Raw genomic sequence first — 14,930 nt, forward strand, 5'->3', positions numbered from 1 at the left:
GTCGCCGACGCCGGCTCAGCCCGCGCCGGGCGCAGCCGGGGCGGGCAGTTCGGCCGCGAGCGCGATCCGGTGGCACACCGCCAGCTCGGCGTCGGCGCGGCGCCAGGCCGAGGCGTCCTCGTACAGCGCCACCGTCCGGCTCTCCAGCAGGGCGGACCGGTACGCGGCGAGCGCCGCCAGGCCCTCGGCGTCCAGCCTCCCGCCGGCGGCCAGACAGACGGCGACCAGGTGGTCCAGCCCGGGTGCCGCGGGGCCGGGCAGCCGACGGTGCGCGAACCGGACGGCGTGCAGGGCGCCCTCCCGCGGGGCGGCGTGCCAGCGGTCGCAGAGGTGCGGGTTGCGCTCGTCGCGCCGCGGGGAGCGCTGCCCGGCCCGCTTGGCGGCGCGCCGCACCAGGGCGTAGGACGCCAGTTCCCGCTGCCAGGCGGCGCGGCTGGCGTCGATCTCGGCGAGGGCCCGCAGCAGCGCGCCCTCGTCCCGTTGGAAGTGCCCGGCCCGGGACTCCAGGAAGTCCAGCGTGGCGTGGAAGCCGAGCGGCCGGTACAGCTGCACGCAGGAGCGCAGGTTCGACACCCGCTTCCCGAACGGGAGGGACGGGTCACGGGCCAGCCGGGCGAAGGTGCCGTAGCTCAAGGCTGCTCCACCGGCCGGGCGACGACCGGCGCTCCGGCCGGCAGCGGTGTGCGGGCCCGGGTGTCCTGGGCGACCAGCGTCATCGGCCGGGGATCGGTGAGTTGACGGCCGGTGACATGGTGCATGGAAGGCCCCCGAAACGGCCTGCGGTGCTGATCACGCGCAGGGATCGGCCGAATATAGGACAACTCGCCGAGGCTGTCCACACCTTGCCAGCGCACAAGCGCGGCCGCCCCGGCCCAGCGGGCCGGGGCGGCCGTGACGGTCAGGCCTGGAAGGCGCGTTCTAGTGCGGCGCAGCAGGTGTCGGTGATCAGCCGGGTCACCTCGTAGGGGTCGACGTTGGCGTTCGGGCGGCGGTCCTCGATGTAGCCCTTCTTGTCGATCTCGACCTGCCACGGGATGCGGACGGACGCGCCGCGGTCGGAGACGCCGTAGCTGTACTCGTCCCACGGGGCGGTCTCGTGCAGGCCGGTCAGCCGGTTCTCGATGCCCACGCCGTAGGAGCTGACGTGCTCAAGTGGCTTTCCCTCGGCGCCCAGCGCCTCGCAGGCGGTGATGATCGGGTCGTAGCCCTCACGCATGGCCTTGGTGGAGAAGTTGGTGTGGGCGCCGGCGCCGTTCCAGTCGCCGCTGACCGGCTTGGCGTCGAGGCTGACCCGGACGCCGAACTGCTCGGCGGTGCGGTGCAGCAGCCAGCGCGCGATCCACAGCTGGTCGGCGACGTCCAGCGGGGAGAGCGGGCCGACCTGGAACTCCCACTGGCCGGGCATCACCTCGGCGTTGATGCCGCTGATCCCGAGGCCCGCGGCGAGGCAGTGCTCCAGGTGCTTCTCGACGATCTCGCGGCCGAAGATCTCCTCGGCGCCGACACCGCAGTAGTAGCCGCCCTGCGGGGCCGGGTAACCGCCCTCGGGGAAGCCGAGCGGGCGGGCGCCCTTGAACAGGGTGTACTCCTGCTCGATCCCGAAGAGCGGCTCCTGCTCGGCGAACTGCCCGGCGACCGGGCTCAGCCGCGCCCGGCTGTTGGACTCGTGCGGGGTCATGTCGGTGTTGAGGACCTCGCACAGCACCAGGAGGTTGTCGCCGCCGCGGATCGGGTCCGGGCAGGAGAACACCGGCTGGAGCACCCGGTCGGAGGCGTGGCCCTCGGCCTGGCCGGTGCTGGAGCCGTCGAAGCCCCAGAGCGGCAGCTTGTCCCAGTCCGACAGGATCCTGGTCTTGGAGCGCAGCCGGGCGGTCGGGGTGGTGCCGTCGATCCAGATGTACTCGGCGCGGTAGCTCATGGTTGGTCCCTTCGGGAAGGTGGTACCGACGGCACGGAGGTGTGCCGCCGGGGTGGGTGGGGTTGGTCTTTCGGGTGGGGTTGGCTTCGGGTGGGGCGGTACGGGCCCTCAGGCGCTGCGCCGGCCGGGCCGCGCGGACCCGGCGGGGTGGCCGGCGGGCCTGCGCAGGGCCTCGGCGACGGCGGTGTGTCCGCCCAGTTCGGCGTCCGAGAGCGGGGTGCCGCCCCAGCGGTCGGTGGCCGTGACGTCGGCCCCCTGCTCCAGCAGGTAGCCGACCACGTCGAGACGGCCCTCGGAGGCGGCCAGGTGCAGCGCCGTGCGGCCGTCGTAGTCACTGGCGCGGGCGGCGACGCCGGAGGCCAGGGCGGCGCGGACGCCGTCCAGGTCGCCGGTGCTCGCCGCCCAGAGCAGCCGGACCGTGCCGTCGACGGCGCTCTGGTTCTTCTGCAGCCGGGGGTCGCGCTTGCCGTCGCGGTCGCTGCCGACCAGCGAGTCGTACATGTGGAAGTTGTACGTCTCGACCAGTCGGCGGCAGACCTCGATGCCGCGGACGGAGTTCCCCAGGTGGTCCAGCCGGGGGGACCAGATGGCGATGCCCATCACCTGGGGGATGACCAGCATCAGCGCGCCGGACACCCCGCTCTTGGCCGGCAGGCCGATGGTGAAGGCGAACTCGCCGGAGTAGTCGTACATGCCGCAGGAGGACATCAGCGAGAGGCACTTCTGGACCGAGTCGGTGGAGAACACCCGGTCGCTGGTGAGCGGCACGACCCCGCCGTTGGCGAGGGTGGCCGCGACCGAGGCCAGCCCGCCGGCGTCGAGCTCGACCGAGCAGCACTGGAAGTAGAACTCCAGGGTCTCGATCAGGTCGGTGCCCTCCGGGAACGCCCCGTGCTCGCGCATGAAGTAGCCGAGCGCGAAGTTGCGGTCGGCGGTCTGCCGCTCCGACAGGTAGACCGCGTTGTTGAAGCCGACGGGGCTGCCGCCGGACAGGGTGCGCCAGGTGTCGGCGACGTAGTCGAACCGGTCGGCGATGGCGAGGTCCGGCTTGATCAGCGCGCAGCTCATGATGGCGCCGGAGTTGATCATCGGGTTGTGCGGAAGCCCGTCCCCGTTGACCGACAGCTCGTTGAACCCGCGCCCGCTCGGCTCCCGGCCGACGTGCCGGTGGACCACCTCGGCGCCGTGCTCCTCCAGCGTGAGCGCGTAGTTGATCGGCTTGCAGACGGACTGCACACAGAAGCCCACGCCCGCGTCGCCGATGCTGAACCGCTGACCGTCCACCGTGCACACGGCGACCGCGAACTGGTCCGGCGGCACCCGCTTCAGCTGCGGGATGTAGTCGGCGACCGCGCCCCGCCGGTCGGACACCAGCTCCTCGTGGATCTTGGTGAGGTCGGCCACGAAGGACGGGAAGTCCGGGACGACCAGCTCGCCTTTGACGGCCCGGGCGATCAGCCCCTGGTGGCGCAGGCAGAGCCGGGCGAATTCGGCGAGGTCCAGCCCCTGGCCCTCGGCGGGCGCCGCGCCGGGCTGGCCCCAGAGATCCCTGACCCGCGGGTCGTCGGGGGTGATGCCCGCCTGCCGGAGGCGGGCCATGATCTCCACGCGGGAGACCCGGCCCTGCGCGTCCTTCCTGAAGGTGTCGAAGAGTCTGCGGTGGCTCCCGGTGTCGTCCGGTGCGTTCGCCCCCGACGGCCGGCCCCGGTCGGCGGGCGAAGAGCTCCCGCCCGTCACCTCGGCGCCTTTTCCCGCTTTCGCCGCGGTGGCTCCTGAAGCTGTTCCCATGCTGCTGTTCGCTCCCCTCGGACGGCCCGGTGACACATCCGATTCCAGCAGCGGAACAAGCCGTGGAGAAACGGAAACGGGGTCGTCGGCGCTAATCTCCGGGTTGGTGTTTCGGTGGATTCCGGCTGCATCCCGAAAGTCTTTCGGTGGATTGCCGCCACGGCCGGCCGCCGCCTTCCCCGACGTACCGGCAACCGGGTCGACGTCCGGTGAATCTGACGGAACGTCGGGCGGAGTTCCCTTGCCGGGGCTGGTTCCCCGGATCGGCCGCCGACAGTCGCCGGATCCGCCGACGTGTTTCGGGCCGGGTACCGAAAACATATCGGCCGGGGACCGAGAGGTCGCGCCCCCCGGGGATTACCGGGTTGCCGATCACAATCCGCTGCTGATGGGCTGGCGCAGCACGCCGGCGCCGATCCGGAATCGGTCGCGCCGGGCCTGCGGAGAGAAAAGGGTCAATTCCGTTGTCCGAGCGAATTCCATGTCCGAACGACGCTGCACCGGAACGGCGCAGCGTCGAGGAGCTGGTGGCCGAGTACGACCAGGAGCGCCCGATGCGCCGGCTCTCCCCGCCCGTCCTCGCCGTGGTGTCGGCGGTCTGCGCGGCCCTGTCGGTCTTCGTCCTGCTGGCGGTCTTCCACCCGCCGGCCAGGGGCACCCAGTACTACCTGACGGTCTTCCTGGCCGCCGCGCTGCCGCTGTGCTTCCTCACGCACCGCGCGGGGATACGGATGCCGGCGGCCCTGCTGCGGTGGCGCCGCCCGGGCGCCGCCGGGAGCCGGGACGACCGGGACGACCGGGACGACCCGGGCGTGCTCGACTGGCTGCTGGCCGCCCTCGCGGTGGCCGTCTGCCTCTACCCGCTGGTCGACTTCGACGGCTTCCTGGAGCGGCGTCAACTGCCCACCACCGCCGACACGGTGGCGGGAGCGGTGCTGCTGCTCCTGATCCTGGAGGCCTGCCGGCGGACCACCGGGTGGGTGCTCCCGGCGTTCTGCGGGGCGTTCCTGCTCTACGCCTACTACGGGGGCCTGCTCCCGTACGAGTGGTCGCTGGCGCACGGCGGCTTCGACGCCGACGCGATCGTCGCCAACCTCTTCATGGGCACCGACGGCTTCTACGGGGTGCCGCTGGGTGTGGCGGCGACCTACATCGTGCTGTTCACGATCTACGGCGCGGTGCTCGAACTGTCCGGCGCGGGCGGCTTCTTCATCGACCTGTCGTTCGCCGCCTTCCGCGGCTCGCGGAGCGCCCCCGGGCGTACCGTGACGGTCGCCGGCTTCCTGCTCGGCACGGTGTCGGGCTCCGGCGCGGCCACCGCGGTGAGCCTCGGCTCGGTCGCCTGGCCGCTGCTGCGCCGGGCCGGCTACAGCAGGGAGCAGGGCGGCGGGATCCTCGCCGCCGCCGGGATCGGGGCGATCCTCTCCCCGCCGACCCTGGGCGCGGCGGCGTTCGTCATCGCCGAGTACCTTCGGGTCGGCTACCTCACGGTGCTGCTCTACGCCACCATCCCCACCGCCCTGTACTACCTGGGGATCCTGCTGGCGGTCGAGATCGACGCCCGCCGTTCGCTGACCAGGGTGGTCGAGGTGGAGCGGCAGTCGGTGCCGCGGCTGCTGGCGAGGTCCGGCCACCACTTCCTGTCGCTGTTCCTGATCATCGGTTTCATGGCGGCGGGCCTGCCGCCGTTCAAGGCGGTGGTCGGGGCGACGGCGCTGCAGGTCGCGCTCTCCTTCCTGGACCCCCGGCACCGGCTGACCCCGCGCCGGCTGTACGCGGCGCTCGCGGAGGGCAGCCGGTCGGTGCTGCCGGTGGTGGCGACCTGCGCGGCGGCCGGAATCATCGTCGCGGTGGTGACCCAGACCGGGCTCGGCCTCAACCTTGCGGCGATCATCGTGGACGCCGCGGGCGTCCTGGGCAGCGACCCGACGGTGCGGCTCACGCTGACCGTGCTGTTCGCCGCCGTGGCGGTGTCGGTCCTCGGGCTCGCGGTGCCGGTGACGGCCTCGTTCATCATCTCCGCGGTGATCATCGCGCCGGCCATGATCTCGCTCGGCGTGGCCACCCCCGAGGCGTACATGTTCATCTTCTACTACGCCGTGCTGTCCGAGGTGACGCCGCCGACGGCACTGGCGGCCGCCGCGGCCGCCGCCATCACGGGCGGCAGCCCGATCCGCACCATGACGCAGACCTGGAAGTACTCGCTGCCCGCGTTCCTGGTGCCGTTCGCCTTCGTCCTGACGGACAACGGCGCCCACCTGCTGGGGCAGGGGCCGCTCGTCGACGTCGTCTGGACCACGGCCGTCTCCGCCCTCGCGGTGGCCGCCCTCGCCGCGGCCACCGGCGGCCGGCTGCTCGGGCCGGCCACCGTGCTCGAACGCGGGCTCTGCGCGGGCGCCGCACTCCTCCTGCTCTACCTGGAGCCGGTCTCCATCGCCGCCGGAGCGGCGCTGCTCGGCGCCGCCGTCCTGGCCCACCTGGTACGCCGCCGCTCCGCGGCGGGTGCCGCCGCCGGGCCGGGCGACCCCTCACCCCTCCCGAAAGGAAACACCCCGTCATGAAGTACGTCCGTCAGCGCGCCCTGCGCTTCGCCGCCGCCTGTGCGCTGGTCCTGGCCGTGACCGCCTGCGGCGGCAAGCAGACCGGCCCAGCGGCCCACGAGGGCGCGGCGCCCGGCGGGCGGCTCACCGTCGCGACCGGGAACACCACCGGCGTCTACTACCAACTGGGAGGCAGTCTCGCCCAGTTGATCTCTGACAACATCAAGGGCTACCGGGCGACCGCGACCGCCACGGGGGCGTCCGTCCAGAACGTCCAGGGTCTCGTGTCGGGCAGCTACGACGTGGCCTTCTCGCTGATGGACACCGCGAGCGACGCGGTGACCGGCACGGGATCCTTCCCCGACCGGCAGCCCGTGGAGGCGCTGGCCCGGCTCTACCCGAACTACACCCAGGTGCTCGTCCGGGCCGACTCCGGCATCACCTCCGTGGCGGACCTGCGCGGCAAGCGGGTCTCCACCGGCTCGCCCGGCTCCGGCACGGAGGTGATCGCCCGTCGGATCCTGAAGGCGGGCGGGCTCGACGCCGACAAGGACGTGAAGGCGCAGCGGCTCGGCCTGCCGGAGACCGTCGACGCGATGAAGGACGGCACCGTCGACGCGCTCTTCTGGTCCGGCGGTCTGCCCACCGGCGGGATCACCGACCTGACCACCACGCTGGGGGACAAGGTGCGCTTCCTCGACGTCACCCCGCTGCTGGGGGCGCTGCAGAAGCAGTACGGCGAGGTCTACCGGCCCGGTACCGTGCCGGCCGCGGTCTACCGGCAGCCGGCCGACGTCCCGGCCGTGGTGGTGCCCAACGTGCTGCTGGTGAAGAAGGGATTCGACCCCGAACTGGCCAAGCAGATCGTCGACCTGATGTTCGACCGCCGGGCCGATCTGGAGCGGGCGAACGCCGCGGCCAAGGAGATCACCACCGACACGGCCGCCGAGACCGGGCCGATCCCGCTCAACCCCGGCGCCCGGCAGGCGCTGACGGCCCGCGCCGGGCGCTAGGGGCTGTCTGACGATTCGCATCGCATCAGCGCGCGGCGGGAATTGTCAGACAGCCCCTAGGACGCGAACGGCCGGCGTCCGGCCGGCACCACCACCTCCCGCAGGAGCCGGGAGGTGCATCCCCGAGCTGAGGAGACTTTCGACAGTGAACGGCGCAGATACCGCCTTCGTCCTGATCAGCGCCGCGCTGGTCATGTTGATGACGCCAGGGCTGGCGTTCTTCTACGGCGGCATGGTGCGGGTGAAGAGCGCACTCAGCATGCTGATGATGTCCTTCGTCTCGCTCGGCGTCGTCAGCGTGCTGTGGGTGCTCTACGGCTTCTCGCTCACCTTCGACGACGATCTGGGCGGCGGGCTGCTGGGCGGATTCGGCTACGTCGGCCTGCGGGGTGTCGGGCCGGAGAGCCTGCTCACCGGCGGCGGCATCCCGATCTTCGCCTTCGCCCTCTTCCAGCTGATGTTCGCGGTCATCACGCCCGCGCTGATGAGCGGTGCGCTGGCCGACCGGGCGAAGTTCAGCGGCTGGGTGCTGTTCATCGTGCTCTGGGTCACGTTCGTCTACTTCCCGGTCGCGCACTGGGTGTGGCAGGCGGACGGCTGGCTTTTCAAGCTCGACGTGATCGACTTCGCGGGCGGCACGGCGGTCCACATCAACGCCGGCATCGGCGCGCTCGCCGCCGTCCTGGTGGTCGGCAAGCGGATCGGCTTCACCAAGGAGCCGATGCGGCCGCACAGCCTGCCGCTGGTGATGCTCGGCGCCGGCCTGCTCTGGTTCGGCTGGTTCGGCTTCAACGCGGGCTCGGCCCTCGCGGCGAACGGCACGGCCGCGATCATGGCGTTGAACACCCAGGTCGCGACGGGCGCCGCGATGATCGGCTGGCTGGCGTACGAGCGGTTCAGGCAGGGCGCGTTCACCACGCTGGGCGCCGCCTCCGGCGCGGTCTCCGGACTGGTCGCCATCACCCCGGCCGGTGCCCACGTCAACGCCTTCGGGGCGATGCTGATCGGCGTGGTCGCCGGGGTGCTGTGCTCGATGGCGGTCGGTCTCAAGTTCAGGCTGGGCTACGACGACTCGCTGGACGTCGTCGGCGTCCACCTGGTCGGCGGCCTCGTCGGCACCCTGCTCGTCGGCGTCCTGGCCACCGGCGGCCGTGGCAGCCTCGGCCAGCTCGGCCGGCAGGCGATCGGGGCCTTCTCGGTGATGGCCTTCTCGTTCGTGGTCTCCTGGGTCCTCGCCAAGCTGGTCGACCTCACCGTCGGCCTCCGGGCGAGCGAGGACGACGAGACCTCCGGGGTCGACCTGGCCTTCCACGCCGAGACCGCCTACGACTTCGGCGAACCGGCCGGCACGCCGGCCCTGTGGCACACCGGCCCGGTCACCGGCCCGGGCGGCATCACGACGGTCGTCCCGAACCACCGCAGGACGGAGGTGCGGCCGTAGGGCCGACGGTCCGCAGGCCGCCAAAAGCCACCCGTCCGCCGCCGACGCGGGGACGATGACGGCGCATCACAGCCCCGGACCCTCGCCGTGGGTCCGGGGCTGCGCCCTCGTCGGCCGGTGGGCCGGTCGAGGTTCCGGTGCCGTGCCGTCCCGGGCGCGGCACCGGAGTCGGTGGGGGATCAGACCCGGGAGGCGAGCTCCTTGGCGGCGCGGGCGCAGGCCAGCGCGATCTGGTCCTCGTTGACGGTGGTCAGGGTGCCCTTCTCGACCACGGCGTTGCCGTTGACGAACAGCACGGCCAGCGGCGGCAGTGCGCCCAGGGTGAGGGCGGCGACCGGGTCCGCGATCGACGAGTGCATGATGCCGTCGACCTTCCACAGCGCCAGGTCGGCGAGCTTGCCCGCCTCGATGGAGCCGATCTCGCTCTGGCGGCCGAGCACCCGGGCGCCGCCCATGGTGCCCAGGCGCAGCGCGCTGCGCGCGGTGAGCGCGTCGGGACGGCCGTGCAGACGGTTGATCAGCAGTGCGTTGCGCAGTTCGGTGCCGAGCTCACCGGACTCGTTGGAGGCGGTGCCGTCCACGCCGAGCCCGACGGGTACGCCGGCCTTCAGCATGTCGGGGACGCGGGCGATGCCGGCCGCGAGGCGGGCGTTCGAGGACGGGCAGTGCGCGACACCGGTGCCGGTCTCGGCGAACTTGGCGATGTCGGAGTCGTTCATGTGGACGCAGTGCGCCATCCAGACGTCCTCGCCGAGCCAGCCGACCGACTCGAAGTAGTCGGTCGGACCCATGCCGAAGAGCTCCTTGCAGAACTCCTCCTCCTCGGCCGTCTCGGAGCCGTGGGTGTGCAGGCGCACGCCCTTGCGGCGGGCCAGTTCGGCGGCCTCGCGCATCAGGTCGGTGGTGACCGAGAAGGGGGAGCAGGGCGCGATGGCCACGTGCAGCATCGAGCCGAACGAGGAGTCGTGGTACTTGTCCACGGCGGCCTCGGAGGCGATCAGGATGTCCTCGGTCTTCTCCACCGCGAAGTCCGGCGGCAGCCCGCCGTCGCTCTTGCCGCGGGACATCGAGCCGCGCAGCGCGGTGAAGCGCAGGCCCAGCTCCTGGACGGCCTCGATGGAGGCGCCGAGGATGTCGCCGCCGTCCTTCGGGAACACGTAGTGGTGGTCGCTGGCGGTCGTACAACCGGACTTGAGCAGGGCGGCCGCCGAGCCCTGGGAGGCGGCGTGCACCAGGCGGTCGTCGATCCGCGCCCAGGTCGGGTAGAGCGCGACCAGCCAGTCGAACAGGATGTTGTCCTGGGCCAGGCCGCGGGTGATCCACTGGTAGAAGTGGTGGTGGGTGTTGACCAGGCCGGGGGTGATCAGATGGCCCTCGCCGTTGATCCGGCGCACCACGTTGTCCAGCCACTGCGGGGCGGGGCCGTCGCCGACCGACTCGATCTTGTTGCCGAGGATGACCACGTGACCGCGGGTGTACTCGGTGTCGTTGGCGTCGACCGTGGCGACGGCGACGTTCTCGATCACGATCCGCTGGTCGGCGGGCGGGGGCTGGACTGCCATGGTGTGACTCCTATGGGGGCGAGGGAGGGGGCGCACAGGTGAGCGGTGCGCGCCCCCCGCCGATCAGGACGGTGTCGCCGTTGACACCGCCGTGCCGGGTGGCTCGGTGGTCGGGGACCTACGGGCGGCGCCGACGTGGTGGAAGAGCAGGTTGAGCAGGACGGCCATCACGCAGCCGGCCGAGATTCCGGAGTGCATCAGGGTCCGGAAGGCCTCCGGGAAGGCGTCGTAGAAGGTGGGGGCGGCGATCGGGATGATGCCTACCCCGAGCGACACCGACACCAGGATGGTGTTGGCACTGGACTCCATGCCCGCCTCGGCGAGGGTGCGGATGCCGCTCGCCGCGACGGTGCCGAAGAGCACGATCCCGGCGCCGCCGAGGACGGGCTGCGGCACCAGCGAGACCAGCGACCCGAGGACCGGGAACAGGCCCAGCAGGATCAGGATCCCTCCGCCGGCCGCGACCACGAAGCGGCTGCGGATGTTGGTCAGCGCCACCAGCCCGATGTTCTGGGCGAAGGCACTGGCCGCGAAGCCGTTGAAGACCGGGCTGACGGCGGTGGCCAGTCCGTCGGCCCGCAGGCCGGCGGCCAGGGTCCGTTCGTCGGCCTGCCGGTCGACGATCTGCCCGAGCGCCAGCATGTCGGCGGTGGACTCGGTCATCGAGACCACCATGACGATGCACAGCGAGGCGATCGCCGCGGCGTCGAGGACCGGCGCCCCGAAGTGGAACGGCGACGGGAGCGCGAAGATCTTCGCGTCCCCCACCGGCCCGAAGTCGGCCAGGCCGAGTGGGAAGGCCAGTGCGGTGCCCAGCGCCAGCCCGATCAGCAGCGCGAGCTGCTGCCAGAAGCCACGGAGCAGCTTGTTGCAGAGCACGACCGCCGCCAGGGTGAAGGCGGCGAGGCCGATCGCCCGCATCGAGCCGTAGCCGGGTGCGCCGGGTGCTCCGCCGCGGGCCCAGTTGACCGCCACCGGAAGCAGCGAGACCCCGATGAGGGTGATCACGGTGCCCTGGACGACCGGTGGGAAGAACCTGATCAGTTTGCAGAAGTACGGTGCCGCGAGGAAGCACAGGAGCCCCGCGACGATCACCGCGCCGAAGATCACCGGGAGGGCGTCCTTCGGGCCCCCGTCCTTGTCGATCGAGCCCTTGGCGATGGCGAGCATCGGGGCGACACCGGCGAACGAGACGCCGTTCACGAACGGCAGCCGGGCGCCGATCCGCCAGATGCCCAGGGTCTGGAGCAGGGTGGCCAGGCCCGCGGTGAACAGACTGGCCGAGATGAGCAGGGCGAGCTCGGCGGGGGAGAGCCCCACGCCGGCGCCGACGATGAGCGGGGGCGCGACAACGCCCGCGTACATCGCGGCGACGTGCTGCAGACCGGTGCTGAAGAGCTTCACCGGGGGCAGCAGCTCGTCCACGGGGTGGACGGTCTTCGGGCCGGACGGGGTGTCAGGGAGGCTGGACGTGCCGTCCGGCCGCGAAGGTCTGTCAGGGGTGGAACCGCCGTCTGCGGTACTGGTCGAGCGCAGTGCCATGTCGAGCCCCTCTTGTGCCCATGGCTCCCGACGCGCCCGCGGCGCTGGAGAAGACCGGCGGAACTCGCCTCGGCCGAGGGCGGGACGGCGGTGCAAGGGTCCCTCGGCCGGTCTCTCCAGCTCCCCGGGGCGGCCGCCGTGAGGCGGGCACGGTCTCCGGTTGGTGGGGGTGGAGAAAGCGGACGTGCAGGTGGTACTGGCCGTGCGGGTGGAGCATGCCGTCCGCGACCGTCCGGCCCGCGGGGGCCGGAGGGTGCTGCGGCGACGGACGGCGGTCATGGGGTGTGCCTCAGGCGACCGGGATGACCGGGACGACGCCCTCGCGGTGCACGGTGCCCTCGATCAGGCCGTACATCCGGTCCGCGGCGTAGTAGACCTCGTTCTCGTTCTTGAGACCGAAGGGCGCCAGGTCGACCAGGAAGTGGTGCTTGTTCGGCAGCTCCAGGCGGACCTCGTCCACCTCGGCGCGGTTGTTGAGGACCCGGGTGCCCATCGCGTGCAGGGTCTGCTGCAGCGAGTAGGAGTAGGTCTCGGCGAAGGCCTCCAGCATGTGGCGCCGCACGTGGGTGTAGGAGCGGTTCCAGTTCGGCTGGGCCTCGCCCTCGCGGCCGCTGTAGGAGTACTTCCAGCGGGCGGTGACCTGGGTGGCGAGGATGCGGTCGTACGCCTCCTGGAGGGTGGTGTACTTGTCCTTGATGTAGCCCCAGAACTCCGAGTTGGTGGAGTTCATGACGGTCAGTTCCTTGAGCCCGGAGATCACCTGGACGCTCTCGCCGTCGTAGACGATCTCGCAGGTGCGGACCTCACCGCCGTTGCGGACGAACGAGTGGCCGACCTCCTCGGAACCGATGAAGCGCGCCGAGCTGTCCGGCGTCCTGATCCGGTCCCAGGTGTACTCCTCGATCCGGATCCGGGCCCGGTGCACCGGCGGGGTGTTGTCGACGAAGTGCCGTGCCAGCGTGATGCCGAAGGCCTCGGCCGACTCGATCCCGTACTCCTTCGCGAAGGCGTACACGGTGTTCTTCGTGGTGTCGGTGGGCAGGCAGTTGGCGTTGGAGCCGGTGAGGTGGACGTCGTCGAACTCGCCGGAGAGGGCGACCGAGACGTTCAGGTCCTTGATCTCGTGACGGGTCGAGTCACGGTAGACCCGGACGATGCGGTTCTCCGCCTTGCCGTACTGGTTCTGTCCGAGCACGTGGGCCATGGCTGGCTCCTAAGCTTTGAAGCGGTCTAGCTTCCGCGGTAGACCGAGTATCCGAACGGGTTGAGCAGCAGCGGCACGTGGTAGTGGTGCTGCGCGGGCGCGACCGTGAAGACGATCGAGACCTCGGGGAAGAACGGCGCCTGGTCCGCGGCGGCGGCGTAGTACGCGGCCGTGTCGAACAGGAGCCGGACGACCGAGCCCGCCTCCACGGCCGGCAGGTCCTTGGCCCGGCCGTCGGAGTCCGTGGCGGAGGTGCCGAGCACCTTCCAGCCACCCTCGGTGTGCAGTGCGAGCTCGACCGGGACACCCTCGGCCGGGCGGCCGAGGCTGGTGTCGAGCACATGCGTGGAGATGCCAGTCATGGGTTGAATGACCTTACTGATGGCAGGAGTCGACTCACCGTCGACGAGGTCAGTCCTCGTCGAGCAGGCGGTTGATGCGGATGTCGTTGATCTTGCGCAGCTCGCCGCGGACGATCTCCGCCTCGGTGGCGGCATCGTTCGGGAAGCGCTCCCGGAGGGAGGCGAGCATGGTGGCCGCGGTGCGGCCGGTCGCGCAGATCAGGAACACATGGCCGAATTTCGCCTCGTAGGCGGCGTTCGCCCGGTGCAGTTCGTCGAGGAGCGCGGAGTCCACTCCCCGGATGCCGGCCTGCTCGCGCTCGGAGGTGGCGTCGCCCGTCCTGGGCTTGCCGATCCGGGCGTGGCCGGCCATGGCGTCGGCCAGGTCCTCGGCCGTGAGCGCCGCCATGGCCGCCGCATTGGCGGCGAGCAGCGCGTCCCGGTCGGACCACGGCCTGGCGGCCGCGACCGACGCGGCCCAGCCGGGGCTGGAGCAGATCTCCAGCAGCGTCTCACGCAGCTCGGCGGCCGGAGCCGCCGACAGCTTCTCGAGCGCCGCGGAGGACGGATGAGGGTGGTTGGTCACGGGTGGACCTCCTGAAGAGTGGTGCCACCCGCAAAAGCTAGATCCACCACCCCGGCCCGTCAACACTTTGTTGAACGGTTGGTGGTTACGTTTCGAGCCGAGGGCCGTTACCGCCGCATGTCGTGTGCGATTCGCCAAGTGTGTCCGGCGTGACGGCGGGACAGACTGGGGCGAAACCGGCCCGGGGGCCCGCCCCTACTTGCCGTCCTGGCGGTTCAGGTAGTTGTACACCGTGAACCGGCTGACGCCCAGCGCCGAGGCCACCGTCTCGACGCCGTGTCGCACGGTGAACGCGCCGCGCTCCTCCAGCAGGGCGACCACGCGCTGCTTGTCGGCGCGGTCGAGCTCGGCGAGCGGGCGTCCGTCGAACTGGCGGGCCATCTCGGCCAGCAGCCGGTCCAGCGCACTGCTGAGGTGCGGCAGCCGTACGGCCACGGCCGGCGCGCCGTCCCACTCCAGCAGGACGTCGTCGGGCCGGGCCTCGCGGACCTCGACCGCGGTCGCACCGACTGCGTCGAGCAGCGGCTTTATCGCCGCGGTGAGCGGGTGTTCCAGGGAGTTGCTCACTGCGTACCCACTCCTTCCGGGGTCTGGTTGTCGTCGTCGAGCACGCTGACCTGGACGGAGATCCGGGTCGCCCCGGCGTCCAGGGTCTCGCGCAGCAGCCGGGTCACGGCCGCCAGGGTCTGCTCGGCGTCGCCCTCGGCGCTGGTGCCGAAGGGGCCGACCGAGACGGCGAGACCGGCTTCGTCCACGACCCGGCGGGCGGCCTTGGCGTGGTCGGGGAAGCTGTCCAGCTCGAACGGTTCTGTCGTGAACTCCACCATCAATCGCACCCGCTCACTGTAGCGAGCGGCCCTGCGGATGACAGGGGCTGGTCGATCAGACAGTCGAGCACCCATGGGGCGGGCGGGTTTCGGCCGCTTCAACAAATTGTTGTGACGGCCTTGACACTCCGCGGACCGCGGGACAAGCTTCCACCAAGCAGAATCGCT

At 71.4% G+C, this 14,930-nt stretch carries 14 protein-coding genes; 3 read left to right on the forward strand and 11 right to left on the reverse strand.

The annotated features are described in order from the left end of the window. Positions 1 to 15: 15 nt before the first annotated feature. From OG871_RS29435 to glsA, 4 genes are all read right to left on the reverse strand, one after another. On the reverse strand, positions 16 to 633 hold the full coding sequence (locus OG871_RS29435) for a hypothetical protein (RefSeq protein ID WP_371500916.1): 618 nt from the start codon (positions 631 to 633) through the stop codon (positions 16 to 18). Continuing rightward, the gene (locus tag OG871_RS29440) at positions 630 to 758 is read right to left on the reverse strand and encodes a hypothetical protein (RefSeq protein ID WP_371500918.1); all 129 of its coding nucleotides are present in this window, start codon (positions 756 to 758) and stop codon (positions 630 to 632) included. Before OG871_RS29440 ends, OG871_RS29435 begins: the two co-directional genes overlap by 4 nt. A 140-nt stretch (positions 759 to 898) precedes the next feature. Next, the gene (gene glnII, locus OG871_RS29445) at positions 899 to 1,918 is read right to left on the reverse strand and encodes a glutamine synthetase (RefSeq protein WP_371500919.1); all 1,020 of its coding nucleotides are present in this window, start codon (positions 1,916 to 1,918) and stop codon (positions 899 to 901) included. Between the two features lie 108 nt (positions 1,919 to 2,026). Beyond that, the gene (gene glsA, locus OG871_RS29450; RefSeq protein WP_371500921.1) at positions 2,027 to 3,706 is read right to left on the reverse strand and encodes a glutaminase A; all 1,680 of its coding nucleotides are present in this window, start codon (positions 3,704 to 3,706) and stop codon (positions 2,027 to 2,029) included. A gap of 464 nt (positions 3,707 to 4,170) precedes the next feature. Between glsA and OG871_RS29455 the strand changes: the two genes are divergently transcribed. The 3 genes from OG871_RS29455 to OG871_RS29465 all read left to right on the forward strand — a co-directional run bounded on the left by OG871_RS29455 (position 4,171) and on the right by OG871_RS29465 (position 8,700). Continuing rightward, positions 4,171 to 6,267 carry a TRAP transporter permease gene (locus tag OG871_RS29455; RefSeq protein WP_371500923.1) on the forward strand — a complete coding sequence of 699 codons (2,097 nt, stop codon included), beginning with the start codon at positions 4,171 to 4,173 and terminating at the stop codon, positions 6,265 to 6,267. Continuing rightward, positions 6,264 to 7,259 carry a TAXI family TRAP transporter solute-binding subunit gene (locus tag OG871_RS29460; RefSeq protein WP_371500925.1) on the forward strand — a complete coding sequence of 332 codons (996 nt, stop codon included), beginning with the start codon at positions 6,264 to 6,266 and terminating at the stop codon, positions 7,257 to 7,259. Before OG871_RS29455 ends, OG871_RS29460 begins: the two co-directional genes overlap by 4 nt. 199 nt (positions 7,260 to 7,458) lie before the next feature. Further along, entirely contained in the window at positions 7,459 to 8,700 is a 1,242-nt protein-coding gene (locus OG871_RS29465) for an ammonium transporter (protein ID WP_371503464.1), read from the forward strand. A gap of 179 nt (positions 8,701 to 8,879) precedes the next feature. On the opposite strand, the gene OG871_RS29470 is transcribed toward OG871_RS29465, so the two are convergent. The 7 genes from OG871_RS29470 to OG871_RS29500 all read right to left on the reverse strand — a co-directional run bounded on the left by OG871_RS29470 (position 8,880) and on the right by OG871_RS29500 (position 14,771). Further along, positions 8,880 to 10,262 carry an 8-oxoguanine deaminase gene (locus OG871_RS29470; RefSeq protein ID WP_371500927.1) on the reverse strand — a complete coding sequence of 461 codons (1,383 nt, stop codon included), beginning with the start codon at positions 10,260 to 10,262 and terminating at the stop codon, positions 8,880 to 8,882. A gap of 63 nt (positions 10,263 to 10,325) precedes the next feature. Next, positions 10,326 to 11,804 (reverse strand): nucleobase:cation symporter-2 family protein, encoded by a 1,479-nt coding sequence (locus OG871_RS29475; RefSeq protein ID WP_371500928.1) that lies wholly within the window; start codon positions 11,802 to 11,804, stop codon positions 10,326 to 10,328. A 289-nt stretch (positions 11,805 to 12,093) separates the two neighbouring features. Further along, entirely contained in the window at positions 12,094 to 13,008 is a 915-nt protein-coding gene (gene pucL / locus OG871_RS29480) for a factor-independent urate hydroxylase (protein WP_371500929.1), read from the reverse strand. Positions 13,009 to 13,034: 26 nt separating this feature from the next. Then, complete coding sequence (uraH, locus tag OG871_RS29485) at positions 13,035 to 13,370, reverse strand: hydroxyisourate hydrolase (protein ID WP_371500931.1); 336 nt, start codon at positions 13,368 to 13,370, stop codon at positions 13,035 to 13,037. A 49-nt stretch (positions 13,371 to 13,419) separates the two neighbouring features. Beyond that, the gene (gene uraD / locus OG871_RS29490; protein WP_371500933.1) at positions 13,420 to 13,935 is read right to left on the reverse strand and encodes a 2-oxo-4-hydroxy-4-carboxy-5-ureidoimidazoline decarboxylase; all 516 of its coding nucleotides are present in this window, start codon (positions 13,933 to 13,935) and stop codon (positions 13,420 to 13,422) included. Between the two features lie 195 nt (positions 13,936 to 14,130). Further along, entirely contained in the window at positions 14,131 to 14,502 is a 372-nt protein-coding gene (locus OG871_RS29495) for a helix-turn-helix domain-containing protein (protein ID WP_371500934.1), read from the reverse strand. After that, entirely contained in the window at positions 14,499 to 14,771 is a 273-nt protein-coding gene (locus OG871_RS29500) for a thiamine-binding protein (RefSeq protein ID WP_371500936.1), read from the reverse strand. The genes OG871_RS29495 and OG871_RS29500 overlap by 4 nt, the downstream gene beginning before the upstream one ends. Between the last annotated feature and the right edge of the window lie 159 nt (positions 14,772 to 14,930).

It is taken from the genome of Kitasatospora sp. NBC_00374, from assembly GCF_041434935.1.
In the GTDB taxonomy this organism is placed as follows: domain Bacteria; phylum Actinomycetota; class Actinomycetes; order Streptomycetales; family Streptomycetaceae; genus Kitasatospora.

Coding starts and splice junctions, on each gene's coding strand:
- OG871_RS29440 (WP_371500918.1), bottom strand. CDS start 758: ATGCACCATGTCACCGGCCGTCAACTCACCGATCCCCGGCCGATGACG.
- glnII (WP_371500919.1), bottom strand. CDS start 1,918: ATGAGCTACCGCGCCGAGTACATCTGGATCGACGGCACCACCCCGACC.
- glsA (WP_371500921.1), bottom strand. CDS start 3,706: ATGGGAACAGCTTCAGGAGCCACCGCGGCGAAAGCGGGAAAAGGCGCC.
- OG871_RS29460 (WP_371500925.1), top strand. CDS start 6,264: ATGAAGTACGTCCGTCAGCGCGCCCTGCGCTTCGCCGCCGCCTGTGCG.
- OG871_RS29465 (WP_371503464.1), top strand. CDS start 7,459: ATGACGCCAGGGCTGGCGTTCTTCTACGGCGGCATGGTGCGGGTGAAG.
- OG871_RS29470 (WP_371500927.1), bottom strand. CDS start 10,262: ATGGCAGTCCAGCCCCCGCCCGCCGACCAGCGGATCGTGATCGAGAAC.
- OG871_RS29475 (WP_371500928.1), bottom strand. CDS start 11,804: ATGGCACTGCGCTCGACCAGTACCGCAGACGGCGGTTCCACCCCTGAC.
- pucL (WP_371500929.1), bottom strand. CDS start 13,008: ATGGCCCACGTGCTCGGACAGAACCAGTACGGCAAGGCGGAGAACCGC.
- uraH (WP_371500931.1), bottom strand. CDS start 13,370: ATGACTGGCATCTCCACGCATGTGCTCGACACCAGCCTCGGCCGCCCG.